Here is a 26,057-nt window from a genome sequence, read left to right on the forward strand (position 1 = left end):
GTCTCTTCCGTTGAATCACGTTGAATAAACAAGTCACCGATGTGTTGTTATTTTGCTGACAGCTCGGTGACTCGATGTTAACCGTATGTGACATTACGCGTTTGCATTTTTCTGATATATGGAAATAATGAAAATAATTACTTCCATAATTGACATAATATGCCGAAAACAGATGATCTCGTCCTCTTTGCTCAAGTCGCCGAATGTGGCTCTTTTAGCAAGGTAGCGGAAATAAATTCGCTGACAAATTCCGTAGTTAGCAAGCGGATTAAAAAACTCGAAGAAGGCTTAGGTGTGCAGCTTTTGTATCGCACCACGCGCAAACTGACACTGACCGATGCCGGGCGTACCTTGTATCAAGGTGCAAAAAATGTGAAGCAGGCCGCTGATGAGGCCTTTGATGCGGTCGCAGGGCTCGGGGAGTCAATAACCGGCCAGATTAAAATTTCAGTGCCGACCATTTCTGGCGAGCTATTACTCGCTGAAGCGGTGGCAGCGTTTTGTGGGCAATATCCGGGCCTTAACATTGATATGTCGCTGGACAATCGCTTTGTTGATTTAATTGATGAAGGCTTTGATTTGGTTATCCGCACCGGTTACCTCGAGGACTCTAGCTTAATTGCACGCCATATTATCGACTCACAATGGGTAGTGTGTGCGGCACCCAGCTATATTGCGCGTCATGGCCGGCCGCAACATCCGATTGAGTTAAAACAACATAATTGCTTGCAATATGCCTACCAAACCACGGGGGCCAGTGACTGGGAGTTTAAAGGCGAGCACAAAAACCAAGTCATTAAAGTGGCCGGTAATTTTTCGACCGACAACCCCATCGCCTTGCGACAAGGCGCGCTAAGTGGTCATGGCATCGCGTATGTACCGCGGTGTTTAGTCTATGACGACTTGATGCAGGGCGTATTGGTTGATCTTTTTCCTGACCAAGTAGGCAAAAAGCTCGGGATTTATGCGGTATATCCATTCACTCGCCAGCCGCCTAAAAAAGTGCGTTTGCTGATAGAGCACATCCGCAATAAATACCTTGCCATTCAGCATTGCTTTTAGGAAGCAGCGCGCCGTGGGCTCATAGATTGAGCCCATGCGATAGCTGTTAGAAGCGCTATTTAAGCATTTTGGCCATTTCACGCCCTGAGCCAATGACATCGTCGATATTCGCGACCACGGTTTTAGGCAAACCGAGAATGTTGTACTCGAGCTGCTGTTCGAGCCAATCGAGCTTGGAGTCGGTGGTAACAAACTCCCCCCAAGCGACGTCGATTTTATTGGCTAAGCGAAGTATGCCCGCCAATGGCGAAAACTGCTCATCGTGTACGGGAGAAAACTGATAACGAATCGCATCGCTTAGCCCTTGAGGGAAATTCCAAGTTTGTGCAAGCTCGCCACCTAACTCGGCGCTGGTGATCCCCAAAATAAGCTGCTGTGCCTCTTGCTTGGGCTTACCCGCTTCCATATGGAGATTAATGCGGTCTAACTTGTCGTAAGCGGTGGTCATGATCAGCAACTCACCGAGATTATGGAGCATCCCTGCAGTGAATGCCTCGTTACCGTCCATTCTTAATGCATGTGCCAGGGCTTTACTCAAGGTTGCAATTTCGAACGTGTGTTGCCAAAAGGCATCCATATCCACTTCGTCATCGACGTCAAAAGCACTCATCAGTGCGCTAGACACCACCAGGGTTCTAACAGGGCCCAAACCAAGCCGGATAACCGCCTCGTTGACAGAGCCCACGTTTCGGGCGCGACCAAAATAGGCTGAATTAGACAAGCGAAGCACACGCGCGGAGATGACCTGGTCGTAGGCGATTTTTTCGGCGATTTGATTAAGCTCAGCGTCATGGCTGTTGACCAACTCAATCAACTCTTGCACGACTTTGGGGATCTTGGGGAGACGATCGATAAGCTCGACTAAGCGACTGGATTCCATAACAACTTCCTTCAGCGTTGGCTCTGATTTAACTATAGATCAGAGCCAAAGGCTTTAGGGAAGAAAATTACTCTGTGGCGGGGGTGGCGCAGTAAGCCTGTTTTCTGGCATTAAATCGGTCTACCAGGTTTTGAATGGCCTCTTCGCAGTAGGGGCGCAAACCACTGGCCACCATGGTTTTGCATCCATGTCCCACACGCTGCCCATTGACAATAAAATCAAAGGCAAGATCGACTTTTCCGCGTTTGCCGCTCACTTGCATCACCGAATCCGATAAAGCGACATCGGCAGAGTTGATTGAGAGATCATCAAACGCCAAGCTCATTTTCTCGTACATGACGAGTGGACGTTCAGTGTTAATCATCATTTGTTGCTCCCGCATTAGCGGCACCATGATATGCGGGAAGTTCTTACCGGAAAACTGCACGTAGTGCTCGGCGATCTCTGTTGCTAATGCTTTATCGTGACGCGTTTGTCCATGGCGTGTCATGGTGAGATAAAGCTTTTGATTATCGTCGACGACGGTAACGCCATCGTCTGTTTCGATAATCGACAAGGGCGTGTTGGCACTGATCATGCCATTGAACTGAATCTCGATTTGCTCGCTGATCCCTGTTTTGGCCAATAAGATAGAAAGCAGCAAATCCCCGGGCACACAGAACCGTGAAGCGTCTGTGTCATGAATCGGGTTAAAGTCGCCGGCGATACGTTTAGCAAAGTCACTTGCTTGCTGGCGAGTAAAAATCAGTTTGCCATCTTGCTCAGTGTAATAATGTTCTAATTTCATAATGGATAACAGATGCGAGAAATAAGCCGACATTGTAACCCAAGCGAAGCGCGGCATTGGTCTAGCCAGTCGTTGCATTATCTTTTTGTGATTAGAGTCAACGACTAAGGTCTAAACCCTTACTACTTCAATGGTAAGCGTGAGAGTGTTATAAAATAAATAAACAGGTCACTTGCATAGGAACGGCGTATGGCATTCCCTTATCGACACATCGTAGTTTTGACAGGCGCGGGCATATCTGCAGAGTCAGGGATTAGAACCTTTCGAGATCAAGATGGCCTTTGGGAAGAGCATCATATTGAAGACGTTGCAACGCCTGAGGGCTTTGAGAGAAACCCGACCCTTGTTCAACAGTTTTATAATGATCGTCGGCGCCAGTTACAAGGAGAGATCATCCCCAATCCGGCCCATGAGGCACTGGCACGCCTAGAGCAGGAAACCGAGGCCAGTGTGCTGGTTGTGACCCAAAACATTGATAATCTTCACGAGCGCGCCGGCACGCACAATATCATTCATATGCACGGTGAGCTGTTAAAGGCGCGTTGTAGCCACTCGCAGCAAACCATCGATTGGACCGGCGATATTCAGGTGTCCGATCACTGCCATTGTTGCCAGATGCCCGCTCCGCTGAGACCACACGTGGTGTGGTTCGGAGAAATGCCTCTGGGAATGGGGAAAATTCATGATGCCCTTAATCAAGCGGATTTGTTTATTTCTATTGGCACCTCTGGGGCGGTGTATCCCGCGGCAGGGTTTGTGCACGAAGCGGCAATGCATGGTGCGCACACTATTGAAATAAACTTGGAGCCCAGCGCCGTGGAAAGTGAATTTAATGAGCGGCGTTACGGGAAGGCGAGCACACTCGTGCCTGAGCTGGTGGACGAAATTCTGGCACTGGAGCAGTAACGCAAGAGGATACAGATAGAAAAGGGCTGCTGGTGGAATAGCAGCCCTAGCGCACGGGTTACTTTAACCTGTCTTTCGCGAGCCACTGCGAGCACATAACCAACACCAATGACACCAACAGCATGATGGTGGCAAGCGCATTCACTTCTGGTGACACGCCCACTTTTACCATCGAATAGATCTTTAATGGCAAAATTTCATAGCTTGGCCCTGTCACAAACGAGCTAACGATGACGTCGTCCAGCGAAAGGGTAAAACTTAGTAGCCAACCGGCACCGACCGCCGGTGCCGCCAGTGGCAAAATAATCTTGCTAAGGATCACCCATTCGCTCGCGCCTAAATCACGCGCCGCTTCAAGCATTTTAACGTCAAAGCCATTTAAGCGGCTATAAACAGTGACCACTACGAATGGTAAGCAGAAGGTGATATGAGAAAGCAGTAGGGTCAAAAAGCCCAGTTGTGCGCCCATCAACACAAATAGCGCCAATAACGAAATAGCCATCACAATGTCCGGGGACATCATCACCACAAAGAGCATGCCATTGACAAATTGTTTGCCACGAAAGCGGTAGCGAAAGAGGGCGACGGCAGTCAAGCTACCAATAATGGCGGCAGCACTAGCAGAAAAGACCGCAATGGTTAATGAGTTACCCGCCGCTTGCATCAGGCTATGATTATTGATCAGCTGCCCATACCACTCCCAGGTAAAGCCTTTCCAACTCATGCCGAATTTGCTGGCATTGAACGAGTTAACGATCAGAACCAGGATAGGGATGTAGAGAAAGGCGTAAACCAAGGAGAGAAAGCTGTTTCTAAGCCACCGGTTCATAATGCCTCCTTGCGATTCATCCACTTACCCACACGCCAATACGCAAACAGCAACAGCCCCATTAACACTGTCAGAGAAATACTGGCCGCTGAGCCAAACGGCCAATCGCGAACGTTCAAAATCTGACTTTTAATCACGTTACCAATCAGTAGGTTTTTTGCGCCTCCGAGCAAATCCGAGACGTAGAACATGCCTAGCGCAGGGAGAATCACGAGCAAGCTGCCGGCAATAATGCCGGGTGTGGTCAGTGGCAGGATCACCCGCAAAAAGCATTGGAGTTTATTGGCACCTAAATCACGCGCCGCCTCCAAGTAGCTACGATCGAGTTTCTCGATGCTCGAATACAAGGGCAGGATCATAAATGGCAGCAAAATATAGACAAGGCCCACCATCACCGCATATTCGGTATACATGATACGAACGGGGCGTTCTATTAAGCCAAGCCACATCATACTTTCATTGAGCAGCCCTCGAGTGCCAAGAAAGATTTTTAGCCCGTACGTGCGGATCAAAGAGTTGGTCCAAAAGGGGACAATCACTAAAAATAGCATCAAAGGTCGTGTGCTTTTCGGCATTTTGGCGATAATAAACGCGAATGGATAGCCAATTAGTAGGCAAATCAGGGTCGCCAAGGCCGCCATGTAGAAAGAGTGCCAGACCACTTTGGCATAAAGCGGATCGAGCAGTTTTGCATAATTGCTCAGCGTAAAGGTCATCTCGATGAGATCAGCGTCATCGCGGGTTAAAAAGCTGGTCGCGATAATCATTAGGTTGGGTAAAAAAACAAAGACCAGCAACCAACCCACGACCAAGCCTACGATGGCGGTTTGCAGATTAAGCTTTTTCATCGGCCAATACCACCTCCCAGCTTTCTACCCAGGTCAGAGCGACTTTCTGATCGATGGAGTGATCAACGTCAGGATCGTCTTCATTAAAGAACTCGCTCACCATCACGGTTTGCCCTGATGGCAACTCGAGTACCGAGTCGAGGGTCATGCCCTTGTAATTTCGCTCGCGTACGTAGCCCACAATACCATTGGGTTCGGCATTGCCATGAATTTCTTCTAAGCGGATGTCTTCAGGGCGAAGCAATACCTTGATCGCGTCACCCGGATGCACATCGAGCTTGCAATAAACCTCACACTCACGAGATTCAACCCGGGCCCAAATACGCTTGTCATCAATGTGTTTGATGACAGTGGCATCAAACACATTGATTTCGCCAATAAAGCGTGCCACGAATAAATTCTTAGGCTCTTCATAAATCTCACGCGGTGAGCCGTCTTGCTCGATTTCGCCATCACGCATAACGATAATACGATCTGACATCGAGAGGGCTTCTTCTTGGTCGTGGGTGACGAAGATAAAGGTAATCCCAAGCTTGCGCTGCAGCTGTTTCAGCTCCATCTGCATTTGTTTGCGCAGTTTGTAATCGAGTGCAGAAAGGGATTCATCCAGCAAGAGCACGCTCGGTTTATTCACCACGGCACGTGCGATTGCGATACGTTGCTGCTGTCCGCCAGACAATTGATGAGGTTTACGAGAGGCATAATGGTCAAGTTGTACCATTCGCAGCGCTTCCATCACTCGAGGTTCAATCTGGTGATGATCCACGCCCTGCATGCGTAGGCCAAAAGCGACGTTTTCAAACACTGTCATGTGTGGGAAAAGGGCATAGCTTTGAAAGACAGTGTTTACATTGCGTTTTTCTGCTGGCAGGTTAGTGACATCTTTACCATCGATAACGACAGCGCCACTGTCGGCATCTTCCAGCCCCGCAATCAAACGGAGCACTGTTGTTTTGCCACAGCCTGAAGGGCCAAGGATAGTTAGGAATTCTCCGTTATTGACCGTTAGGTTGAAACGGGAGATGATTTCTTTGCCGTCGAAACTTTTGGTTAGTGACGCGAGCTCGACAACCGGTTTGTGAGATACATTTGCGTGCTTCAATGGTTCGTTCTCTCTCTACCTGGCAAATTGTCTTGTACATTCGTACCCATAAAACAGACGGCGCATAATAGACGCGTGGCAATCGAAGTTAAAGCAGTTTTTCGCGCGTGTTGGCACTTGTGTCTCTGTTGTCCATTAAGGTATCCAGCCTAAACCAGACCATTATCTACGCAAAGCCAATCTGGTTATTTTTCCTTATTTGTCAGAATGGTTTTTGGCTATGGGTTACAGTCAGATATACTGGGTGCATTAGTCATGATAGATAACGATTATGAGTCAACAAGAATACAATAATGCTTTACATATCGGTGGGTCGGTAGAAACGGCGCTAAACGGTCGCTACCGGCTCGATCCATTTGAGATAATCAAAGAAGCCTTCTCTCAGACCTTCAAGCACTTCTGGTCGTTTTTGCCCGCCACCTTGTGCCTATTCGCGGCTCAAATAGGTATTTTAATGCTGATGCTGACCTTGTTGTTGGGGGCACCGTCGCATTTATTTGAGGCATTGGTCGGTCAACGTGAGCTGACCACAGATATGATTTCATCTGTGTGGTTGGCGAATTTTACTTCTGAGGTTCTGATTGCGCCATTATATGCGGGGGCGAGCTTAATGGGCTTGAGTCACGCTATAGGGTTTCGTTCTAAACCACGCCACTTGCTAAAAGGGTTGGTATTTGCGTTGCCAGTGACGGTGGTGATCTGCCTGTCAGCGACACTGCAAAGTGTGGCGAGTATGATTTTTCCATTGCTGAGCCTGTATGTTGCGATGGCATTTTCCATGTCGCCGTTATTGATTTGTGAAAAGCGTCTCACGCCAGTTAAAGCACTTACCGTATCCTTTCGAGCGGTAAACAAGAAATTGTTCCAAATGGCAACCATCTATGCGGTTGTAGGCGTGCTATTTCTCATTTCTTTTGCCACTGCTGGCTTTGCCTTGGTTTGGGCGTTACCCTTTCTCTTCAACGTTAAAGGTGTGATTTACCGAGAAATGTTTGGCGTTGGTGTCGAGGTGACAGTGTCACAAAATGAGAATAAAGAAGGGGCGTCACATAGTACGACTAACTCGTCGTCACCTGACCAAGACACCTTTGACGCCTAATTCCGCTTTAAGCCTGCAACTGGAGTTCCGATGAAAAAACTAGCCAGTGTACTGGTTATGCTGGGAATGGTGAGTGTCCCGGCCAGTGCCGATACATACCGCTTTAGCTACAGCAAGCTATTTACTCAGCTTAAACATAACGTAGAGGAAGGGCACCCTGATATTGGCGTGGCGTACTTTATGGTCTCCGCCGAGTCGGGAGAGGTTTGTCCGATTTCTCGCGCATGGATGAGCAAGGAAGAACATTATGAAGCGTTTGATATCCCAGCCTCTCAAGCGTTACCGCTTCCTCTTGATAACCAGCTCCGCAAAGTGAATCCGGATGTTTTTGTTGAAACGCCCGCCGATCGAAACTGTGATATCTCGTTCCAAGTGTTGGTGGATAAGCCCGTAGGAAAGCAATTAACTAGCCAGCAGATCCAGGGCTGGTTGCCTCAGATGGACACCATGATGGAAAACTTAGGCGGGATGTTTGCGTCTTGGTTTATGCCTAAGGCACAGGGCGTGGTTCTGCATTTTGCGCCCTCGGTGACCGGCGCGGTGACCAGCAGTGAGGGGAATAAATATCCCATCGATGCTCACCAAGCCATTATCGATGTTAATCGTCTTGGCGATAGCACCACGTTAACGCTGCCAGATGCCCCCATCAAAGTGTCGCCTTGGTTGCCTAAAAACGGATAAACGGGTAGAGGCTTCAAGTCTGTACTGAGCTTCAAAGATACAATGCGCACTATGATGTAGAAGATTGAAACGACAAAAAACGCCCACTGTCTGAATTGGGCGTTTTTATTAGCAGGCCATTTAGCGCCAACTATGATTCTGTCATGCTTCAAACACTATGTGCCGACATTGACCACGTCGAGTGATAAATTGGGGTCAACTTCCACAGGGCTTTCTGAAACGGGCGCCGGATCGGTAAAGTTTTCTTTATCGAATGCAGTATCGCCGTCTCCCTCAAACGCCATCCCCGCTGCGACGGATTTAAAATCAAACAGCTCGATATCGGCCATATGGGAAGGGACGATATTTTGCATGGCTCGGAACATCGTCTCAATACGGCCTGGATACCGCTTGTCCCAATCTCGGAGCATATCTTTGATCACTTGGCGTTGTAGGTTGGGCTGTGAGCCACAAAGGTTACACGGAATGATCGGGAAAGCCTTTTGCTCTGAGTAACGCTCAATGTCTTTTTCTCGGCAATAGGCCAGTGGACGGATCACCACATGTTCGCCGTTATCAGAGACGAGCTTCGGTGGCATGCCTTTCATCTTGCCGCCGTAGAACATGTTTAAGAGCAAGGTCTCTAATATGTCGTCTCGATGGTGACCTAATGCAATTTTGGTCGCCCCCAGCTCTTTCGCTGTGCGATATAAGATACCGCGGCGAAGTCGCGAGCATAGGGAACAGGTTGTCTTGCCCTCAGGCACTTTCTCTTTGACGATAGAGTAAGTGTCTTCTTCAACAATTTTGTACTCGACGCCCAAGCCCTCTAAATACGCTGGCAAAATGTGCTCAGGAAACCCAGGTTGCTTTTGATCTAAATTGACCACAATGAGTTGGAATGAAACTGGCGCGCTCTTTTGCAGGCTTTGCAGCATATCAAGCAAGGTATAGCTGTCTTTGCCGCCTGATAAACAAACCATGATGCGATCGCCGTCTTCAATCATATTAAAGTCGGCAATCGCTTGTCCGGTGTTGCGACGAATGCGCTTTTGCAGTTTATTAAATCCGTATTTTTGTGCTTTGCTCAGCTCTTCGGTGCTCATAAGTACTATCGCGTTGTCAGGCAAGGTAAACGCATTACACTGCCAGTGTGCATGAATGGCGGGTATGATACGGATTTTGACCACAAATGCCAGTCACCCGCAGGCAGTGAATGCCACTGCCTGCTGTATGAAGGAATGAGAAAGGTTAATCGTTAGCGCGAGGATCGAGTGGGCTAATGTAGCCATCAGGTTTAATGGCAAGTAAGTCACAGTCGAGTTGATCAATCATGTGCTCTGCGGTATTGCCAATGAACACCGCGGATAAGCCAGTGCGTCCTGTGGTACCGAGAATAACAAGCTCCGCATCCAACTCTCGGGCAATGTTGGGGATAACATCTTCCGGCAACCCTTCTTGGACATGCGTGCGTGTTTCTTCGATATGATGGCGCTGACGCAAGGCTTTCATGGCGGTGAGATGATGACCTCTCACCGCATCGGTATAGGATGTCGGATCAAAGTCAGGCAGCTCGATAGTAATATTCACCGGGGTGGCGGGGTAGGCATTAGCCAGGTGCAACTCAGCCCCTAGCATAGCACTCATGATATTCCCCTCATCGACTAATTTGTCGTTGAGCTCAGCGTGGGTTTCGGTTTCAGATGCCACATGCACAGAGGCAACGATCTTGCCTTTATCCGGCCAACCATGGTCTTTAACTAATAATACTGAACTTGGGCATTTGCGTAACAAGTGCCAATCGGTGGGTGTAAATATGACCGAGCCTAGTGTGTCGTGCTGGTGTGTTGCTTTAACCACCAAATCGTGGTGGTGGCTCAGCACGCGTTCAACGATCGCCTCGTAAGGACGATTATGCCACACCACGACTTTTTCGATTTCACATTCTTGAGCTTGATGCGTTTGAATAATCTCATTCATCCACTCTTCACGTTGGTGCATCACACCTTGGCGCATCGCTTGCCGCTCATCCGATGAGAGCATGGATGTCATTTCGTAAGAGAAATCATAAATAGCAAGAAAGAGGGTGAGCTTAACCTTTGCATCACTTCGCTGGCTAAGCGTGACCGCACGCGAAAGTGCAGGCTGTTGTTCTTGGGAAGGATCAATGACGACGAGCAGGTTCGTGTACCTAGACATATCTGCCTCCTTTGCACAGATGCATCGGTTAATTTCACTTTAACCTACTTCGCCCGTTCACGCGAAAGAAATTGCTTACCATAGAGCAAAAAAGAGAAATGGCGCATAAAGCGCCATTTATTAACAACTTATTTACTTCTGTCTGCTAAACAACGCATTCTTCATCCGCAAGACGAGCAAGCTCTTCTAAGTCTAGAACCGTGATATATTTCCCTTTGACCGCCAAGATTTCTGACTTTTGGAAGCGACCTAATAAACGACTGATCGTTTCAACGGTCAGGCCAAGGTAGTTACCAATATCACCTCGTGTCATAGTAAGGCGGAACTCACGCGGAGAGAACCCACGCTGAGAAAAGCGCTTCGAGAGGCTATAGAGGAAAGCGGCCAAGCGTTCTTCAGCCGTTTTCTTCGATAAAAGCAAAATCATATCCTGATCGCCTTTTATCTCATTGCTCATTAGTCGCATGATTTGCTGGCGAAGCTTAGGCACCTTCCCAGAGAGGTCATCAAGCGTGTCATAGGGGATCTCACAAATCATTGACGTTTCTAGCGCTTGAGCAAAGCTCGGGTGCTCACTATCGTTAATAGCATCAAAGCCTACCAAATCGCCGGCAAGGTGGAAGGCAGTTATCTGCTCATCCCCTTGTTCTGTGATTGTGTAGGTCTTAACTGTACCTGAACGAATCGCATATAGCGCTCGTAGACTATCACCGGCTTTGAACAACTCTTGGCCTTTCTGAATAGGTTTTTTTCGCTCAATGATGCTATCCAGTTGATCCAACTCTTGCTCATTTAACGTATAAGGGATACACAGTTGGCTAATGCTGCAATCTTGACAATGAATTGCGCAGCCGCCTGACTGAACCCGCCGAGTGATGATCTTATTAGACACCATACACCTGCCTAAAATTGATAAACGTCAATATACATATTACACCATGATTGTGTGCCAGGTCGACCTTATATCAGGAGTTTGAGGGCGGAGTAAGCCGTATAAAAACCATAAAGCGCCAACATTGTGGCACATACCAAACGCAGTGCGTGGTTGTTAAGAATGGGCTTTATCCGCTCGGCAAGGGCACCAACGGTTAACATCGCCGGTAGCGTCCCTAATCCAAACCCAAGCATCACAAGGCCGCCCCCGGATGCGCTGCCAGCAACGGCGGCCCAACTCAGCGCGGAGTAAACGAGCCCACAGGGGAGCCAGCCCCACACAAGGCCAAAAGGATAGGCATATAATGGCGAACGCAGTGGCATTAGCTTGGACGTTAGCGGAGAAATAAATCGCCAGAGTTTGCTACCCAGCCGTTCAATATAGCTAAGGCCATTCCATACTTGAGCCATATAGGCTGCCAATAGCAACATCATAATGGCCGCAAACAGCCGCAATACCGCAAGATGCTGTGTTAAATCAGACAAAGCAAGCAATGAAGCCACGGTACCACCAATCATTGCGCCGGCAAGGGTATACGAGCTGATACGCCCCAAGTTATACAAGACAAGATACGGCCACTTGGCTTTTTGTGGCGGAATGCCAAGCGACATAGCCGCTGCGACCCCACCACACATCCCTAGGCAGTGGCCCGCCCCCAACAAGCCAATGACGAGGGCACCAATAAAATCAATGTTTGTCATCTTGCGTCGACGCGTGAGGTTCGGTTGGTTGGCTTGATTGTGATCCGGCGTCTTTCTCCGGTTCTTCTTCATCAAAAAGGATCGAAGAGCCTTGTCGTTCTAGATCCTCGAATTGATCGGATTTGACGGCCCAGATAAACACGACGGCCGCCACGCAAACCAGCATAATGGCGATGGGGATCAAAATATACAAACTAGCCATAACGCTAATCCTCTTTTTTGTTAAGTAGGCGCAGCGAGTTAGACACGACAATGATTGAGCTTGCTGACATACCTACCACCGCAATGTAAGGGGCGACATAGCCCATAACCGCCAAAGGCAGAATGGTGATGTTGTAGCCTAAAGCCCAAATTAAGTTTTCGCGGATAATACGGCGAGTTTGCTGGGCAAGCTGCCTGGCGGTCAGTAGTTTTTCCAAATCGTCACTCAGCAACACCATATCGGCGGACGATTTAGCGATATCAGTGCCTCCTCCCATCGCAACCGACAAGTGGGCACCGGCTAAAACGGGGGCATCATTGACGCCATCACCCACCATCAGGGTCACGGTATCATCATCAAGGCTTTGAAGGTACGCCAATTTTCCTTGAGGAGATACCCCTGAAATCACAGAATCAATGCCGAGCTGGTTAGAGACCTGTTCAACATTTCGCGATTGATCACCGGTTAGCATGGTGGTTTGGATCCCAGCTTGTTTAAATGCGGCTATCAAGCGTGCGCTACTGGGACGAATCGGATCGGTCAGTGAAAACGCGGCCACCGCTTGCCCCTCGCAACTGAGCACGACGGGATAGGAATCATAGTGAGTTTTAGGCGAGGATAGAGCAAACGCCGCCTTGCCAATACGCCAATGCTGGCCATTGATCTCGCCGCTTACCCCTTGACCAATATGGTTGTCCGCCGCTTTGACTGTCAGAGACTCAGTCGCTTTTGATTGGAACGCGTTGGCGATAGGATGATTGGCAAACCCTTCTAAGCTGGCCGCAATGTTCAAGGCCGATTGTTCGCTAATGTCAGCAGCAAACACGTGGACTGAATCAATTTTCACCTCACCCTCGGTCAGTGTACCTGTTTTATCAACCACCAATCGATTCACCTTGGTTAAGGTTTCCAAAACGTGGCCTCGGCGTAACATGATACCGAGCTGGCCAAAGGTCGATGTTGAGCAAGTAAGGGCCGTGGGTGTGGCGAGTGACAATGCGCAAGGGCAGGTGGCAACAAGCACGGATAGCATGATCCAAAAGGCATCCTCAGGTTGAACAAAATGCCAATAGAGCCAAGTCGATGCGGAAATAATTAAGATGGCGGCGACAAAGTAACGCGCGATATGGTCTGCCAGCACCGCCACCTTGGGTTTTGCCATTTGAGCTTCATCTTGCAAACGCACAATATGAGCCACGAGAGACTCTTTGTGATTACTCGTCACACAAATATCGACATTCCCTTCCACATTCATGGTGCCGGCATAAACGGCATCACCCAGTCGCTTAGTTTGTGGTAGTGACTCGCCTGTCAGCATGGCTTCATCGACGGACGTCGTGCCAGACAATATTTTTCCATCGGCAGGAAAGGGCTCCCCGGGCAATACGCGAATGTTATCGCCTACTTTCAGACTGTTAGCTGGCACGGCTTCACCGTTAAGACGGCGCGCCATTTTGGGAACCAGTTTTAACAAGTTGGCGCTGGCTGCTGCAGCCGTGCGGCGTGCGCGCATTTCCAGAAAACGCCCGAGCAATAAGAAGAAGGTAAACATTGCCACCGATTCAAAAAAGACTTCGCCCTTTCCAGTGACAGTCGCGTACAGGCTTGAGAAGTAGGCAAATAACAGGGCAATAGAAACGGGGACATCCATTCCCAGTGTGCGTGCCTTAAGGTTCCGCCAAGCATTGGTATAAAAGGGCAACGCAGAGTAAAGCAAGACAGGCGTCGCGAAGATTAAACTTATCCAACGGAAGTAATTCCGAAAGGTTTCGTCCATATCGCCAAACACTTCGAAGTACATCGCCACGGCTAACATCATGACCTGCATGGTGGCCAAGCCAGCAATCCCCAATCGGTATAAGTACTGCTTCATGTTGCGATGGTATTGTTGCTCTTGTCTGTCAGCCTCAAAAGGTGCCGCTTTATAACCTAGGTGATGAATGCGTGTGAGTATTGTACTCAGGGAAGTTTCACTCTCATCCCAACGCACCTGGGCGCGGTTAGTAGTGGTGTTGACCTGAATATGTGTGACGCCTGTTGTGCGTTGTAACTGCTTTTCAATCAGCCACGCACACGCAGCGCAAGAGACACCGTCAAGTGACAACGTCACCTCTTTTTGGTCTGCCACATCGCGGACAAACTCTTGTTGTACATCTTGATTATCGTATAGCGTCAGTGATTTGAGCTCTTCGGGGACGAGGTCGGCCTTATCGGCGTTCTCTGTACGATACTGATAATAAGAACTCAAACCACTGTCTACGATCGTGGTTGCCACGGCTTGGCAGCCAGGGCAACACATAAGGCGGGGTTTATCGAAGATCACGACTTGGAAGGTGTCGCCTGTTAAAACAGGATCACCACAGTGATAACAGGGAGTCGTCATGGTTATTGTTTACCGCTTAACGTCAGGGTATTCGAGAGAGGGAAATTAATACGACCGTTGACCTTCCACTGTTTGTCAAACGACGCCAGTTCTATAAACCAAGGGCCTAACATAGGCTCGGCCAAATCGATATGATAAATACCAGCTTGATTTGGGTTTACCATGACATTCACGTCCTTACGCTCTAAGGTACGATGTTGTATGTGAACTTTCAGCGTCGGAAATGTGTCAAGTTGCCCTTTATCAAGTGCGATGGCAATTGCGTCTTCAGTCGCTGACAGTTGCGCTGAAATACCAAGTTGGTCTGCGACTTTCAACTTCGATAAATCAAGGTTAATGGCTTTTCCTTTCTTGTAATAGTCTTCCGCAACAAGAGAAACCGCATTTTTTTGAAATAACGCAAAGGTAGATAGACTCGCGACGACGACAGTCGCTGGTAGGGCGATAAGGAACCAAGGCCAAAACTGCTTGTACCAGGGGGTTATCATCTGAAGCTCCTTGGGATGAGCATTAGGAAGCCCCTGCAAGCAGGGGCCAGTTTATACGTAAGTCTCTATTCTACTTCAGGATTACTCAAACGCCATACATAGGCAGAGAGTATCTGGATTTTTTCTTCGCCAAGGTGAGCTTCCCATGCGGGCATCACGCCTTGACGACCACCACGAATGGTTTGCTCGACGGCACGACGAGAGCCACCATATAGCCAGACATTGTCAGTTAAATCCGGCGCACCAAAGGCAGGGTTACCTTTGCCATCCGTGCCGTGACATGCGGCACATACAACAAAGCGAGATTTACCCTTGGCAGCCATTTGCGGATCCACTTTACGACCTGACAAGCTCAGTGCATAAGCAGTGACTTCTTTCACGCCTTCTTCACCCATGGTGTCCAACCAAGCCGGCATGTTGCCTTTTCGGCCATGGAGAAGGGTGGCTTTAATGGTTTCAGGCTCACCGCCATACAACCACGCGTCGTCGGTGAGATTCGGGAAACCAGCCTGACCGCGCGCATCCGACCCATGGCAGGCCGCACAGTTTTGGCTAAACAAACGTTGACCCACTTTCAAAGCTTCTTCATTACGCGCGATTTGAGTAATCGGACGCAATGATTTGCCATCTTCTTGGTAGGCGAGTTTGCGGAACGCTTCACCAAACACCTTGTCAGCTGCCTCGAGCTCCATCGCATATTGGTTAATGTGCTGCGCTTCTTGCGCTTTTGCCATTAACTCACGCGACTCCTCGACACTGTGGACATCTTGGTAAGAGCTTTTCCAGCCCAGTAGACCAGTGAAATTACCTAATCCCGGGTAGAGAATCAGATATCCCAAACTGAATACTAATGTGGCCCAGAACATATATGACCACCACCGAGGTAGTGGATTATTGAGTTCACGAATACCATCGTAGTCGTGACCCATGTCATCGCCCTCTGCGACGCCCATTTTATCTTTGGTTGTCCAAATGATAAGAGCAGCACAGCCAGCAATCGTGCCGAGTACGATGACTGTTACGAAGATACTCCAAAACGTACTCATTAGCGATTATCTCCTGTCTTATGATCGGACTTATCCTGCTCTTCATCGGCGAAGATCAGGTTGGCCGCTTCGTCAAAGCTTTTCTTTTGACGCTTGCTATAAGCCCACACCACGATTCCAATGAAGCTCACAAATATGACCACTGTCCAGATACTATGAAAGGTACCGATATCCATAGGCCCTCCTTTATTGCTTCATTGCGTGACCGAGTGACTGAAGATATGCAATCAGTGCTTCGATCTCTGTTTTCCCTTCAACTGATGCCTTCGCATTCGCGATGTCCTCATCAGTGTATGGCACACCGAATTGGTCACGGAATAACTTCAGCTTCGCGGCCGTTGTTTCCCCATCTAGCTTGTTTTCTGCTAACCAAGGGAAGCCTGGCATATTCGATTCAGGTACTACGTCGCGAGGGTTAATCAAGTGAACGCGGTGCCATTCGTCAGAATACCGATCCCCAACACGAGATAGGTCAGGACCTGTACGTTTAGAGCCCCATAAGAAAGGATGCTCCCACACGCTTTCGCCTGCAACGCCGTAGTGGCCATAACGCTCGGTTTCGGCCCGGAAAGGGCGCACCATTTGACTATGGCAAACAGTACATCCTTCACGCACATAAATATCGCGTCCTTCCATCTCTAAGGCCGTATACGGGCGAAGGTTATCTACCGGTTCAGTGGTTTGCTTTTGGTAAATCAGTGGTGTTATCTCCACCAGCGCACCAAAACTGATTGCAACGATAATTAAAATCGCGAGCAAGCCTGTATTTTTTTCTACTATCTCGTGGCGATTTGAACTCATTTAATCGTCCTCCTTACACCGCAGGCTCAAGCGATTTCAAGCTAGCTTCCGGCGCACGAATTGTTTTATATGCGTTGTAAGCCATCAAGAACATGCCTGATAGGAAAATTACACCGCCGATAAAGCGGACAAAGTAGAACGGGTAAGAGGCTTCCAATGACTCCACAAAGCTGTACGTCAATGTGCCATCCGTATTCACTGCGCGCCACATCAGACCTTGCATCACACCAGAAATCCACATGGCAACGATATACAGCACAGTACCAATCGTGGCAAGCCAGAAGTGTACGTTCACCAAAGACACCGAGTACATACGCTCTTGACCAAACAGCTTTGGAATGAGGTGATAAATGGAACCGATCGTTACCATCGCCACCCAGCCCAAAGCACCAGAGTGCACGTGTCCAATCGTCCAGTCGGTATAGTGCGATAACGCATTCACCGTTTTGATTGACATCATCGGCCCTTCAAACGTCGACATACCATAGAAGGACAGAGATACGATTAAGAAACGCAGAATCGGATCATAACGCAGTTTATGCCATGCGCCAGAGAGGGTCATAATACCGTTAATCATCCCGCCCCAAGAAGGCGCAAATAAGATCAGCGACATAACCATACCTACAGACTGAGTCCAATCAGGCAAAGCCGTGTAATGAAGGTGGTGAGGTCCCGCCCAGATATAGAGAGAAATCAATGCCCAGAAGTGGACGATGGAGAGTCGATAAGAGTAAACAGGGCGTCCCGCTTGCTTGGGAACGAAGTAATACATCATACCCAGAAAGCCTGCTGTTAGCAGGAAGCCAACCGCGTTATGTCCGTACCACCACTGTACCATCGCATCAACTGCGCCAGCATAGATGGAGTAAGACTTCATCGGTGAAACAGGGATTGCCATGCTGTTAACGATGTGCAACACCGCGATGGTCAGAATAAAGGCACCGAAGAACCAGTTGGCCACATAAATATGTGACGTCTTACGCTTGATAAGCGTGCCAAAGAACACGATAGCGTATGCGACCCATACCACCGCGATGGCGATATCAATTGGCCACTCTAGTTCCGCGTACTCTTTAGAGGTGGTGTATCCCATTGGCAGCGAGATGGCTGCAGAAAGGATAATGGCTTGCCAACCCCAGAAGGTGAACTCTGCTAACTTCCCTCCGAATAACCGTGTTTGACACGTACGTTGTGCAACATAATACGACGTTGCAATCAGCGCACTAGCGCCGAATGCGAAGATCACTGCGTTAGTATGCAGTGGCCGCAAACGGCTATACGTCAAATACGGAATATCAAAGTTCAGTGCAGGCCACACTAACTGGGCGGCAATAAGTACACCTACAGCCATGCCCACAATACCCCACAAAATAGTTGTTAGGGTAAATAAGCGGACAACGCGGTAGTTGTAGTCTTGTTCAAGCTGCTTAACTTGGCTCATATTGCATGCTTCCACTTTTAGTTAACTACACTCACGTTTGATACGGACGAAGCCTCCGCTTCGCCTGTTAACATACCATTTTTAAGAAAACGCCCCGTTGCGTATGGTTTTTAACCACTTTGCACACTCCGTTGCTATTTCTTTGTAAAAATGGCATTTTCGACCAGAATCATACTGTAGATACTGGTTAAAAAACAGGGTCTAACCCACACACTTAGTGCGGCTTACCTACCTTTCTTATAAAACTTTGACCTCTGTAACACGGAGAAAGCGACTCATGGCAGCAGAAAAACTCACTCGAGGACGACTCGCGCAAATTATCGTTATGCTTACACTTTTAGTGGTTGCTTTCTTCTGGAGGACGCTGGTCTATACACCCGGATTGACCATTATAGACTGTGAAGGGGGGCGTGGATTTTGTGGCACGTCACAATCTCAGCAAGCGATAGCGTTCTCGTGGAGAAAAGAGCAAGATAATGTAACTTTTTCAGCCACTTCATACCAAAAGCCACACTTGGCTTATTGGGGAGAGGAAGGGAATAAGCAGATCGAAATTAGCGATCAGCTAGACCGAAATGGGGAGAAGATCACGCTAACTTGGCAGTGGAAAACCCAAGATTTACCTCGCAATCCGATGAGGTTTAACCTTGTCTTTGATCGATATCAATTTAAATTTAATTACCCCAAAAGCGAGTGAAAAACTGCGGTTTAAAGCTTATTTTTTCTCGTTTATGACGATTATAAAAGAAAATGCTTATTTATGAGTGTTTCCTTTTTTATCTTGTTACAGCTTAATTTTAAACTCTTGATCATTAATGCTATTTGACTCATCACTCAAAAGAAAGCATACCAAAGGAGATAAAACTTCGCTCTTTTTACGCGACGGTAATGTTTCTACATCAGTGTTAATATTGTGATCCGACCAGAAACTTATACTGTTAATCCGTTGCAGGCGATTTGTAGCCGGCTTGTCATTGAGAGACACGCTACCCAGGTGCCTGTTTGTAGCAATAACGACACAACGAGCCTCCACCTGACAAAACGCATCTAACCCATCAATCCCCAGCGATTGTATATAGGCATGCCCGAGCTCAGAGACGATAACGGCACCGATAAAAGGGGAGAGTTGCGCAGTACACTGATCAAGCGTGACTTGGAGCGTATCTTGCGTGAGCGCAGGGGCTTCTTTAAACCTGACTCGGGGATCATGAGCGACAATGTCGAGCGCTGTCGTTTGATTATGATCGATAATAACAGGGGTATAGCCTTTCGCAGCTAATTGATAGGCGATAGTGGCACCTAAGGTGCAGGCCCCACCGAATAACGCAACGGGTCGACAATCCATGTTGAGCGCTCTAGCGATATAAATGAAGTGATAGAATACGTGATTTCAAGCGCGATTTCAGTGGGTAGCGCAATGATTTGATTGCCTGATACAAGTATCATTAAAATCGTGATAAATAGCGAAAACAATAACGAACGTTAAAATGAAAATAGCCACAGCATGCACACAACAACCAGACGCAGTGGACGCCGCGCAAACACTGGCGCGCACTTTATTGAGCCGCTTAAGCGCACCGAGGCTTTTAATGGTCTACTGCACGGAGCAATACGATGTTGATGCACTTCAGCGAGCAATGGTTGCACTCTTTCCTAGCGTGCCATTGATAGGTTGTACGACCTGCGGTGGTGTCATGACGCAAGCCGGTTACATCGAAGGGCCAACAGCCGCAGTGTGGGCTTGCAATGATGAAAAGGGGAGTTACGGTACATCCCTTGTGCCACATCAAGCCCATCGCCCAATACGCGATTCAGCACGTATTGCGCTTAATCAAGCCATAGAAGAGAGCGGCCGTTGTGGTGAACTTCCCAAACTCATCGCTTTACACAGTACACCAGGGGATGAGGAGACGACGTTAGCTGCCATTCGCGAAGAGTTGGGCGTATCGGTTCCGGTGATAGGTGGCTCAGCGGCGGCCGATACCGTCGGCGGACGATGGGCCATTTTCGATAACAAGCAAACCGCGCAATCTGGCATCGCAATCAGTGTTTTTTATCCAACCGCACGGGTGAGCTATTCATTCCACTCCGGTTATGCCGCCACAACGAAGAAGGCCATCGTTACAGAGGTACGTGGTCGCACCTTAGTGAGTTTGGATCACAAACCCGCATCGGTGGTTTATAGAGACTGGTACGAAGAAGAAACCGGGCAGACGCTAGACTTAGATGATTCGTTATTTGCGCGATCAACCTTGTATCCGCTCGGGACACAAACAGGCAAGATACACGGCTTACCCTATTACACCTTGTCACACCCCATGTTTGTGAACCAAGACGGACACATGGAGCTCTTCTCGCAAATCGCCGTTGGGCAAACCGCACACTTTATGACAGGCACCAGTGAAGGGTTAATCGCCCGTGCAAGTCGAGTCGTGGAATCGGCAAACGATCATGCATTGCGGACACCTCAACCTCTTGGTGGGCTGGCGATTTATTGTGCAGGGTGTATGCTTCACGTCAAAGATCGCCTGGATCAAGTCGCCGACAATATCAACACGGCCTTATACACTGCGCCGTTTGTGTGCCCGTTTACCTTTGGTGAACAAGGCCTGTTTAAGGGTGGGGAATTGTCCCATGGTAATTTAATGATCTCGGCTGTGTTATTTCATAAGGATTAATCATGACGTCGAAACGCGTATCGACCTTTGAACGTTCAGACTCTGACTCTTTACAAGAAACCTTATTTGAACTCAGTCGTGTTGAAGCAAGAGAAAAGCGTTTAAGGGAAGAAAACGACGCAATTTTATCGGCGATCTCAGCCATGACGGAAGCGACGTCAAAAACCGATATTTTTGCTTCCTTACTTGATGTGATCCGCCGGTATGTCAGCTTTGATAGCGCCGTGGCGCTAAGCCGTAACCGAGAAACAGAAGATGCGTTTCGCTGTTTAGTCTCGACTGAACGCTTGCTCGAAACCGTCACTTGGCAAACAGGGGATGTGTTTCGCCGCTGTGTGAGTGGCGAAACGGTTGCTATCTATAAACCTGGCATGGTGAAAGAGCTGCATTGCTTAACGCATCAATATGCCAGTTATTTACAAGGCACTGCGCTGATTAGCGGGCTGACGGTCAATGACAGTGAAGTCATGCTTATTTTACTGTCACACCGCCGTGATGCATTTAATAACGAAGCTCAGCAAGTAATCGACCGGTTTCGCCCCTTGATTGAGCGGACCATTATGGATATCGACTACCGCCATCGCCTCCATGCATTAGTGGGGAGTCGCACCCAGGAACTGAATGCTAGCCGCCAGCGCTTTCAAGACTTTGCCCAAACAGCCAGTGATTGGTTTTGGGAGCTCGATAACCAATTTCAACTGACTTACCTGTCGTCACCCAATACTGATACCGACATTGATGCTGAAGCCCTGCTGGCAAAACTCAAATCAGATGCCGAATTAAAAACGACGCTAGAAGAGTACATATACGCAGAAAAAGCCTTTAGCGATATTGAGTGGCATATAGCATCTCGTCACCATGATTATTGGGTCAGTCTATCAGGCCGTCCTTGCTACAATAAACGCGGTGAACTTGCAGGTTATCGGGGGACGGCTAAAGATATCACCGCGACCAAACGTCGCGTCGTTGAATTGCAGCAGGCGCGTCAGCAAGCTGAGTTGGCGAATAATGCCAAGTCGCAATTCCTTGCGGTCATGAGTCACGAGATCCGCACACCACTTAATGCTGTTTTGGGATTGATCGATGCGTTGCAACACTCTTCATTGACGCAAGAGCAAACGCAGTGGGTAGGGCAAATGGATAAATCTGCTCAGTTATTGCTGACATTGATCAGCGATGTGCTAGATTTGTCTAAAATTGAATCTAACCGCTTTTCACTTTCTCCCTCATTGATGAAGCCCAGCGATAGTGTGTCGAATGTCTATCAACAGTTGATTGAGCGGGCTGATAAAAAGCGCATTAACCTCTCTGTCAGTGTCTCTCTTTCTGTGCCTAACACCTTGTTTATGGACGAGAACCGCTTTACGCAAATACTGCTTAACTTGGTGGCCAATGCTTTAAAATTCACGGACCGTGGTGGGGTGACAGTGTCACTTGACGCTCATGGTGAGCACCTTGAGCTATGGGTGAGAGATTCAGGAATCGGTATCGACGAAAAGCAGATTGATCGAATCTTTGAGCCTTTTACTCAAGCGGATGGCAGCATTACTCGCCGCTTTGGTGGTACCGGCCTCGGATTATCCATTTGCAAAAAACTGGTAGAGATGATGGGAGGCAGTATCCACGTAGAAAGTGAGCCTTATCAGGGAACTGACTTCTGCGTTCGCTTGCCGATTGTCGAAACACCTCAAGATGCAGAAAAGTACCAAGCACCGCCCAATGTCCCGCCTGATGCCGTGCAGCCTATGTCGATATTGGTCGCCGAAGATAGCCGCGCTAATCAAATGGTGGTGAGGTTAATGCTTGAAAAACAAGGCCATACCGTGACGCTTGCATCCAATGGCGAAGAGGCTCTGGCACGGGTAGAACAAACAGAATTCGATCTTGTGCTCATGGACATGTCGATGCCCGTAATGGATGGCATAGCAGCCACCAAAGCACTGCGCGCGTCTGGATTTAAACGTCCAATTGTTGCGTTAACGGCTAATGCGATGGATGAAGACAAACAACGGTGTGTCCGTGCCGGTATGGACGACTTTGTGACTAAACCTATTAGAGCCGCGAGCCTTACCGCCGTACTGCATGTCCATCAGCCATTAGATCTGTCCACTAATTACCGCTGACTTGAATCGATTTAGGCCAATTCATTTGGAATAATCAAGATTAAAGGAAGTAGTAATTAGCTATTTTATGGTAAATAGATAATTACGTTTAATGGCAGCAAGCGAGTAGTGCTGGGCGAGCAGAAACAGTGTCCAACGTCAGACCTCAAACCTTTATTTAACATAATAAATATAATGCGCACTTGTAGGTGTGCGTTAAGATAGGAGCGATATGGCGTTTTTCGCTTATCACATCGCTCCTTGTCCAGCACGGCGTGTAATCTGATGCTATTTGAATGACTGATGTGGAAATACGTTTTTGATACGTTGTTGAATACGGTTATCGATGCTGCGCGACATCACCACCTTCGCGGGTTTAAAGCGATTGCTATACACTTTCACAGTGCCCGTAAACGGATGGCGCTTCGCGATGTCTTGGCAGTCATGTAAGAAACCTTTCGGCACTTTTCCTTTGTGACGCACTAACTGACCATCTTTAAATGCAATCACGATCAGTGGCCGGTCAATCAACATAAATGCGAGAAAAATGGCAAAAGAGATCAGTAAAAAGTAGCCCATACTGCAATGCTCGCTTATCGGTTAACAGGTTTCACATTCCTAGCAAGTTACTCAGATCTTGCTTTAAGGTGTCTACTTGCTTGTTGGCACTTTCTGAACGATTGGCCTCAGATAATAAATACTCAATAGTATCGGATAAGGTCGCGTCAAGCTCATTTGCTTTTTGCGAGAGCTTCTCCCACACCCGGTAATCCAAATCGATGGATTTTTTCCGCGTTTGCTCTTGCTCGGCGTTAAAGTGACGCTTACGCTTGGCGCGAATCGCTTGTTTTAGTTTTTTCTCCAGCGACGGCGCCATGTGCTTTTCAATCCATTGATGCACCCGCGTGGGTTCATGCTCTAAGGCTAACAAGGCATCAACAGCTGTTTTAGCCTCATCGCTATCAATGTATTTTGTGACAGCGTCACCGTCTTTCCACTTTTTCACCAGGTAGGCCCATTTCCAGCCTGCCTCAAGGTTCTCGAGTTGTTGATATTTCATATGCCAAGCTTTTGTCACGCCAAGTGGTGACAGCGTAACACTAACGCGCTGTCTGTTCAATTATCACACACCGCAACGATGCCACCGTGCGCCAATGGTTGATCCAATGGCCCCACTATCCTATTACCACAGTGTGTTATCCTTTATACTCTATCCATTCTAATCTTAGTCAGTAATCATAGACATGCATGAAGTTGATTGGCGTGATGCCAAACCACATTATTCTCAGTTTTCTCTCGACACTGCACAATTTGCGCATTTAGAGGCGGCCTCACTGTTATCACTGCAATCACGCTTAAAAAAGGCTCTGACTTGGTTAATGTCACCTTCGTGTCCAACGGCTTGTCTTACCGTGATGTCCGCTGACTTACCTCAATATCTGAATGCCTATCAAGCAGAATTAGCGACACAGTACCCAGAGGTGCCGGTTGTGATCGGTGATGCGATTACCGAATCAACACTGTTTGGCTTCGCTTATGATGCGAATAAAAATGTGACAGCGTCACAAAAAAAGTACGGTTTGCTACATCAAGCTCACGATGGCGTATTGATTTTAAAAGTCGCGGATATACTGCAGCAGCCGCGGATTTGGGTGCGTCTCAAGCAGTGCTTATCAACGGGCAAGCTCGCCTGGCAAACCGCTCGCGCCGATCAAGTGACGGAGTTACCCGATGAGGCAGTGAACGTACGCCTGGTGTTAGTCGGCGACAGACAGTGGCTGGCCGACTTTGAAACCAATGAGCCTGATCTCTACGACGGCCTGTCAGCTTATGCCGAATATGAGCAAGACATTGCGCTCGACGCGACCACCATTGTGCCCTACTTTGCTTGGCTAAAAGGCTTGGTTACCGCACAGACTCACTTACCCATGACAGAATCAGGCTTAGTGCGTTTGTTGCAAGCCGGGGCACGTGAGAGCGAAGATCAATGGCGGATGCCCTTGTGTCCGGTTTGGTATCATCAACTACTGGCTGAATCTGTCATAACGGCGTCGGATGCCCTCGACAAAGCTGCCATTGATGCTGCTATCTCTCAGCGTTACCAACGTGCTGCCTACCTCCCCGAACGTGCGATTGAAGATATCCACAAAGGGCAAGTTTTTATTGATACCCGCGGCGAGCATATCGGTCAAATAAACGGATTAACGGTGATCGAAGTGCCTGGGCATCCGATGAGTTACGGTGAGCCAGCGAGAATTTCTTGTGTCGTTCATTCCGGTGATGGTGATATTGCTGATGTTGAGCGTAAAGCCGAGCTTGCGGGCAACATTCACGCCAAAGGCATGATGATTATGCAGGCCTTTGTGAGCGTGGCGCTAAACCTCGATGACCCTTTACCGTATTCCGCCTCCATTGTATTCGAACAATCGTATAGCGAAGTGGATGGTGACAGTGCATCCTTGGCTGAATTATGTGCCTTTGTGAGCGCGTTATCTCAACAACCGATTAATCAAGCTATCGCCATCACCGGCGCCGTTGACCAATTTGGTCGCGTACAAGCGGTCGGCGGGATTAATGAAAAAATTGAAGGCTATTATCAAGTCTGCGCGCACCGTGGTTTAACCGGTCAACAAGGCGTGGTGTTACCCAAAACCAACCTCTCTTCTCTGTGTCTACGTAACGACGTGGTTGATGCGATTAAAGCCGGCCAGTTTCATATTTGGGCGGTGGATGATGTCGAACAAGCCTTGCCGCTTGTGACAGGTCTCCCATTCTCCGGAGATGATGAGGAGACATTGCTCAGAAAAATATCTAATCGAATAAATCATTTTCATACTGATGACAAACAAAGCTGCAACAGTTTGTTTAAACGCTTAAAAAACTGGTTTGGCCAGTACTGATCCGAGTTG

The 26,057-nt window shown here is 48.3% G+C and carries 27 protein-coding genes; 8 read left to right on the top strand and 19 right to left on the bottom strand.

Annotation, left to right across the window (positions count from 1 at the left end):
* Positions 1 to 159: 159 nt before the first annotated feature.
* Positions 160 to 1,062, top strand: a complete 903-nt coding sequence (locus BGL48_RS09415) for a LysR family transcriptional regulator (protein ID WP_069362393.1) — start codon at positions 160 to 162, stop codon at positions 1,060 to 1,062.
* Between the two features lie 55 nt (positions 1,063 to 1,117).
* Here BGL48_RS09415 and BGL48_RS09420 read toward each other — a convergent pair whose 3' ends face one another.
* Both BGL48_RS09420 and BGL48_RS09425 read right to left on the bottom strand, forming a co-directional pair.
* Positions 1,118 to 1,942, bottom strand: a complete 825-nt coding sequence (locus BGL48_RS09420; protein ID WP_069362394.1) for an HDOD domain-containing protein — start codon at positions 1,940 to 1,942, stop codon at positions 1,118 to 1,120.
* Positions 1,943 to 2,009: 67 nt separating this feature from the next.
* On the bottom strand, positions 2,010 to 2,729 hold the full coding sequence (locus BGL48_RS09425; protein ID WP_069362554.1) for a DUF3581 family protein: 720 nt from the start codon (positions 2,727 to 2,729) through the stop codon (positions 2,010 to 2,012).
* Positions 2,730 to 2,918: 189 nt separating this feature from the next.
* Between BGL48_RS09425 and cobB the strand changes: the two genes are divergently transcribed.
* Positions 2,919 to 3,635, top strand: coding sequence for a Sir2 family NAD+-dependent deacetylase (cobB, locus tag BGL48_RS09430; protein WP_069362395.1), 717 nt, complete (start codon positions 2,919 to 2,921; stop codon positions 3,633 to 3,635).
* A gap of 58 nt (positions 3,636 to 3,693) precedes the next feature.
* Here the strand turns inward: cobB and potC are convergent, their stop codons facing one another.
* Genes potC through potA form a run of 3 tightly spaced genes read right to left on the bottom strand, consistent with a single transcriptional unit; the run spans position 3,694 to position 6,414 of the window.
* On the bottom strand, positions 3,694 to 4,464 hold the full coding sequence (potC, locus tag BGL48_RS09435; RefSeq protein WP_069362396.1) for a spermidine/putrescine ABC transporter permease PotC: 771 nt from the start codon (positions 4,462 to 4,464) through the stop codon (positions 3,694 to 3,696).
* On the bottom strand, positions 4,461 to 5,312 hold the full coding sequence (potB, locus tag BGL48_RS09440; RefSeq protein ID WP_069362397.1) for a spermidine/putrescine ABC transporter permease PotB: 852 nt from the start codon (positions 5,310 to 5,312) through the stop codon (positions 4,461 to 4,463). Before potB ends, potC begins: the two co-directional genes overlap by 4 nt.
* Positions 5,299 to 6,414, bottom strand: coding sequence for a spermidine/putrescine ABC transporter ATP-binding protein PotA (potA, locus tag BGL48_RS09445; RefSeq protein ID WP_069362398.1), 1,116 nt, complete (start codon positions 6,412 to 6,414; stop codon positions 5,299 to 5,301). Before potA ends, potB begins: the two co-directional genes overlap by 14 nt.
* A 271-nt stretch (positions 6,415 to 6,685) precedes the next feature.
* Here potA and BGL48_RS09450 point away from each other — a divergent pair, with 271 nt between their 5' ends.
* A complete protein-coding gene (locus BGL48_RS09450; protein WP_069362399.1) occupies positions 6,686 to 7,513 on the top strand; it encodes a hypothetical protein in 828 nt (275 codons plus the stop codon).
* Positions 7,514 to 7,543: 30 nt separating this feature from the next.
* Positions 7,544 to 8,194, top strand: a complete 651-nt coding sequence (locus BGL48_RS09455) for a DUF2987 domain-containing protein (protein ID WP_069362400.1) — start codon at positions 7,544 to 7,546, stop codon at positions 8,192 to 8,194.
* 155 nt (positions 8,195 to 8,349) lie between these two features.
* Here BGL48_RS09455 and ttcA read toward each other — a convergent pair whose 3' ends face one another.
* From ttcA to ccoN, 11 genes are all read right to left on the bottom strand, one after another.
* Positions 8,350 to 9,279, bottom strand: coding sequence for a tRNA 2-thiocytidine(32) synthetase TtcA (gene ttcA, locus BGL48_RS09460; protein WP_069362401.1), 930 nt, complete (start codon positions 9,277 to 9,279; stop codon positions 8,350 to 8,352).
* Positions 9,280 to 9,424: 145 nt separating this feature from the next.
* Positions 9,425 to 10,372, bottom strand: coding sequence for a universal stress protein UspE (gene uspE / locus BGL48_RS09465; RefSeq protein WP_069362402.1), 948 nt, complete (start codon positions 10,370 to 10,372; stop codon positions 9,425 to 9,427).
* A 145-nt stretch (positions 10,373 to 10,517) separates the two neighbouring features.
* Positions 10,518 to 11,267 (bottom strand): FNR family transcription factor, encoded by a 750-nt coding sequence (locus tag BGL48_RS09470; RefSeq protein WP_069362403.1) that lies wholly within the window; start codon positions 11,265 to 11,267, stop codon positions 10,518 to 10,520.
* Positions 11,268 to 11,332: 65 nt separating this feature from the next.
* The gene (locus BGL48_RS09475) at positions 11,333 to 12,007 is read right to left on the bottom strand and encodes a sulfite exporter TauE/SafE family protein (protein ID WP_069362404.1); all 675 of its coding nucleotides are present in this window, start codon (positions 12,005 to 12,007) and stop codon (positions 11,333 to 11,335) included.
* Positions 11,994 to 12,209 carry a cbb3-type cytochrome oxidase assembly protein CcoS gene (gene ccoS, locus BGL48_RS09480; RefSeq protein WP_046073235.1) on the bottom strand — a complete coding sequence of 72 codons (216 nt, stop codon included), beginning with the start codon at positions 12,207 to 12,209 and terminating at the stop codon, positions 11,994 to 11,996. Before ccoS ends, BGL48_RS09475 begins: the two co-directional genes overlap by 14 nt.
* A gap of 4 nt (positions 12,210 to 12,213) precedes the next feature.
* Entirely contained in the window at positions 12,214 to 14,592 is a 2,379-nt protein-coding gene (locus BGL48_RS09485; RefSeq protein ID WP_069362405.1) for a heavy metal translocating P-type ATPase, read from the bottom strand.
* A 2-nt stretch (positions 14,593 to 14,594) separates the two neighbouring features.
* On the bottom strand, positions 14,595 to 15,080 hold the full coding sequence (locus BGL48_RS09490; RefSeq protein WP_069362406.1) for a FixH family protein: 486 nt from the start codon (positions 15,078 to 15,080) through the stop codon (positions 14,595 to 14,597).
* 65 nt (positions 15,081 to 15,145) lie between these two features.
* Complete coding sequence (gene ccoP / locus BGL48_RS09495; RefSeq protein ID WP_069362407.1) at positions 15,146 to 16,126, bottom strand: cytochrome-c oxidase, cbb3-type subunit III; 981 nt, start codon at positions 16,124 to 16,126, stop codon at positions 15,146 to 15,148.
* Positions 16,126 to 16,302, bottom strand: coding sequence for a cbb3-type cytochrome oxidase subunit 3 (locus tag BGL48_RS09500; RefSeq protein WP_021023208.1), 177 nt, complete (start codon positions 16,300 to 16,302; stop codon positions 16,126 to 16,128). Before BGL48_RS09500 ends, ccoP begins: the two co-directional genes overlap by 1 nt.
* 10 nt (positions 16,303 to 16,312) lie before the next feature.
* Positions 16,313 to 16,927, bottom strand: a complete 615-nt coding sequence (gene ccoO, locus BGL48_RS09505) for a cytochrome-c oxidase, cbb3-type subunit II (protein ID WP_021023209.1) — start codon at positions 16,925 to 16,927, stop codon at positions 16,313 to 16,315.
* A gap of 13 nt (positions 16,928 to 16,940) precedes the next feature.
* Positions 16,941 to 18,368 carry a cytochrome-c oxidase, cbb3-type subunit I gene (ccoN, locus tag BGL48_RS09510; RefSeq protein ID WP_021023210.1) on the bottom strand — a complete coding sequence of 476 codons (1,428 nt, stop codon included), beginning with the start codon at positions 18,366 to 18,368 and terminating at the stop codon, positions 16,941 to 16,943.
* 277 nt (positions 18,369 to 18,645) lie between these two features.
* On the opposite strand from ccoN, the gene BGL48_RS09515 reads away from it, so the two are divergent.
* The gene (locus tag BGL48_RS09515; RefSeq protein ID WP_069362408.1) at positions 18,646 to 19,065 is read left to right on the top strand and encodes a hypothetical protein; all 420 of its coding nucleotides are present in this window, start codon (positions 18,646 to 18,648) and stop codon (positions 19,063 to 19,065) included.
* Positions 19,066 to 19,152: 87 nt separating this feature from the next.
* Here the strand turns inward: BGL48_RS09515 and BGL48_RS09520 are convergent, their stop codons facing one another.
* Positions 19,153 to 19,713 carry a hypothetical protein gene (locus tag BGL48_RS09520; RefSeq protein WP_069362409.1) on the bottom strand — a complete coding sequence of 187 codons (561 nt, stop codon included), beginning with the start codon at positions 19,711 to 19,713 and terminating at the stop codon, positions 19,153 to 19,155.
* A 142-nt stretch (positions 19,714 to 19,855) separates the two neighbouring features.
* On the opposite strand from BGL48_RS09520, the gene BGL48_RS09525 reads away from it, so the two are divergent.
* Both BGL48_RS09525 and BGL48_RS09530 read left to right on the top strand, forming a co-directional pair.
* Positions 19,856 to 21,046: an FIST signal transduction protein gene (locus BGL48_RS09525; protein ID WP_069362410.1), complete on the top strand. Its 1,191-nt coding sequence runs from the start codon at positions 19,856 to 19,858 to the stop codon at positions 21,044 to 21,046.
* A 2-nt stretch (positions 21,047 to 21,048) separates the two neighbouring features.
* Positions 21,049 to 23,169: an ATP-binding protein gene (locus tag BGL48_RS09530; protein ID WP_069362411.1), complete on the top strand. Its 2,121-nt coding sequence runs from the start codon at positions 21,049 to 21,051 to the stop codon at positions 23,167 to 23,169.
* A 267-nt stretch (positions 23,170 to 23,436) separates the two neighbouring features.
* Here BGL48_RS09530 and BGL48_RS09535 read toward each other — a convergent pair whose 3' ends face one another.
* Together BGL48_RS09535 and matP are read right to left on the bottom strand one after the other, a co-directional pair.
* On the bottom strand, positions 23,437 to 23,727 hold the full coding sequence (locus tag BGL48_RS09535; RefSeq protein WP_046073224.1) for a DUF3634 family protein: 291 nt from the start codon (positions 23,725 to 23,727) through the stop codon (positions 23,437 to 23,439).
* A 31-nt stretch (positions 23,728 to 23,758) separates the two neighbouring features.
* Entirely contained in the window at positions 23,759 to 24,208 is a 450-nt protein-coding gene (gene matP, locus BGL48_RS09540) for a macrodomain Ter protein MatP (protein ID WP_069362412.1), read from the bottom strand.
* A 184-nt stretch (positions 24,209 to 24,392) separates the two neighbouring features.
* Between matP and BGL48_RS09545 the strand changes: the two genes are divergently transcribed.
* Positions 24,393 to 26,048: an AAA family ATPase gene (locus BGL48_RS09545; protein ID WP_069362413.1), complete on the top strand. Its 1,656-nt coding sequence runs from the start codon at positions 24,393 to 24,395 to the stop codon at positions 26,046 to 26,048.
* Positions 26,049 to 26,057 lie beyond the last annotated feature (9 nt).

The organism is Salinivibrio sp. SS3 (genome assembly GCF_001722105.1).
Taxonomy (GTDB): Bacteria; Pseudomonadota; Gammaproteobacteria; order Enterobacterales; family Vibrionaceae; genus Salinivibrio; species Salinivibrio kushneri.

Bases quoted from the DNA above. Each gene is read 5' to 3' on its own strand.
- BGL48_RS09415 (WP_069362393.1), top strand. From the start codon at position 160: ATGCCGAAAACAGATGATCTCGTCCTCTTTGCTCAAGTCGCCGAATGT.
- BGL48_RS09420 (WP_069362394.1), bottom strand. From the start codon at position 1,942: ATGGAATCCAGTCGCTTAGTCGAGCTTATCGATCGTCTCCCCAAGATC.
- BGL48_RS09425 (WP_069362554.1), bottom strand. From the start codon at position 2,729: ATGAAATTAGAACATTATTACACTGAGCAAGATGGCAAACTGATTTTT.
- cobB (WP_069362395.1), top strand. From the start codon at position 2,919: ATGGCATTCCCTTATCGACACATCGTAGTTTTGACAGGCGCGGGCATA.
- potC (WP_069362396.1), bottom strand. From the start codon at position 4,464: ATGAACCGGTGGCTTAGAAACAGCTTTCTCTCCTTGGTTTACGCCTTT.
- potB (WP_069362397.1), bottom strand. From the start codon at position 5,312: ATGAAAAAGCTTAATCTGCAAACCGCCATCGTAGGCTTGGTCGTGGGT.
- BGL48_RS09450 (WP_069362399.1), top strand. From the start codon at position 6,686: ATGAGTCAACAAGAATACAATAATGCTTTACATATCGGTGGGTCGGTA.
- BGL48_RS09455 (WP_069362400.1), top strand. From the start codon at position 7,544: ATGAAAAAACTAGCCAGTGTACTGGTTATGCTGGGAATGGTGAGTGTC.
- ttcA (WP_069362401.1), bottom strand. From the start codon at position 9,279: ATGAGCACCGAAGAGCTGAGCAAAGCACAAAAATACGGATTTAATAAA.
- uspE (WP_069362402.1), bottom strand. From the start codon at position 10,372: ATGTCTAGGTACACGAACCTGCTCGTCGTCATTGATCCTTCCCAAGAA.
- BGL48_RS09470 (WP_069362403.1), bottom strand. From the start codon at position 11,267: ATGGTGTCTAATAAGATCATCACTCGGCGGGTTCAGTCAGGCGGCTGC.
- BGL48_RS09475 (WP_069362404.1), bottom strand. From the start codon at position 12,007: ATGACAAACATTGATTTTATTGGTGCCCTCGTCATTGGCTTGTTGGGG.
- ccoS (WP_046073235.1), bottom strand. From the start codon at position 12,209: ATGGCTAGTTTGTATATTTTGATCCCCATCGCCATTATGCTGGTTTGC.
- BGL48_RS09485 (WP_069362405.1), bottom strand. From the start codon at position 14,592: ATGACGACTCCCTGTTATCACTGTGGTGATCCTGTTTTAACAGGCGAC.
- BGL48_RS09490 (WP_069362406.1), bottom strand. From the start codon at position 15,080: ATGATAACCCCCTGGTACAAGCAGTTTTGGCCTTGGTTCCTTATCGCC.
- ccoP (WP_069362407.1), bottom strand. From the start codon at position 16,126: ATGAGTACGTTTTGGAGTATCTTCGTAACAGTCATCGTACTCGGCACG.
- BGL48_RS09500 (WP_021023208.1), bottom strand. From the start codon at position 16,302: ATGGATATCGGTACCTTTCATAGTATCTGGACAGTGGTCATATTTGTG.
- ccoO (WP_021023209.1), bottom strand. From the start codon at position 16,927: ATGAGTTCAAATCGCCACGAGATAGTAGAAAAAAATACAGGCTTGCTC.
- ccoN (WP_021023210.1), bottom strand. From the start codon at position 18,368: ATGAGCCAAGTTAAGCAGCTTGAACAAGACTACAACTACCGCGTTGTC.
- BGL48_RS09515 (WP_069362408.1), top strand. From the start codon at position 18,646: ATGGCAGCAGAAAAACTCACTCGAGGACGACTCGCGCAAATTATCGTT.
- BGL48_RS09520 (WP_069362409.1), bottom strand. From the start codon at position 19,713: ATGGATTGTCGACCCGTTGCGTTATTCGGTGGGGCCTGCACCTTAGGT.
- BGL48_RS09525 (WP_069362410.1), top strand. From the start codon at position 19,856: ATGAAAATAGCCACAGCATGCACACAACAACCAGACGCAGTGGACGCC.
- BGL48_RS09530 (WP_069362411.1), top strand. From the start codon at position 21,049: ATGACGTCGAAACGCGTATCGACCTTTGAACGTTCAGACTCTGACTCT.
- BGL48_RS09535 (WP_046073224.1), bottom strand. From the start codon at position 23,727: ATGGGCTACTTTTTACTGATCTCTTTTGCCATTTTTCTCGCATTTATG.
- matP (WP_069362412.1), bottom strand. From the start codon at position 24,208: ATGAAATATCAACAACTCGAGAACCTTGAGGCAGGCTGGAAATGGGCC.
- BGL48_RS09545 (WP_069362413.1), top strand. From the start codon at position 24,393: ATGCATGAAGTTGATTGGCGTGATGCCAAACCACATTATTCTCAGTTT.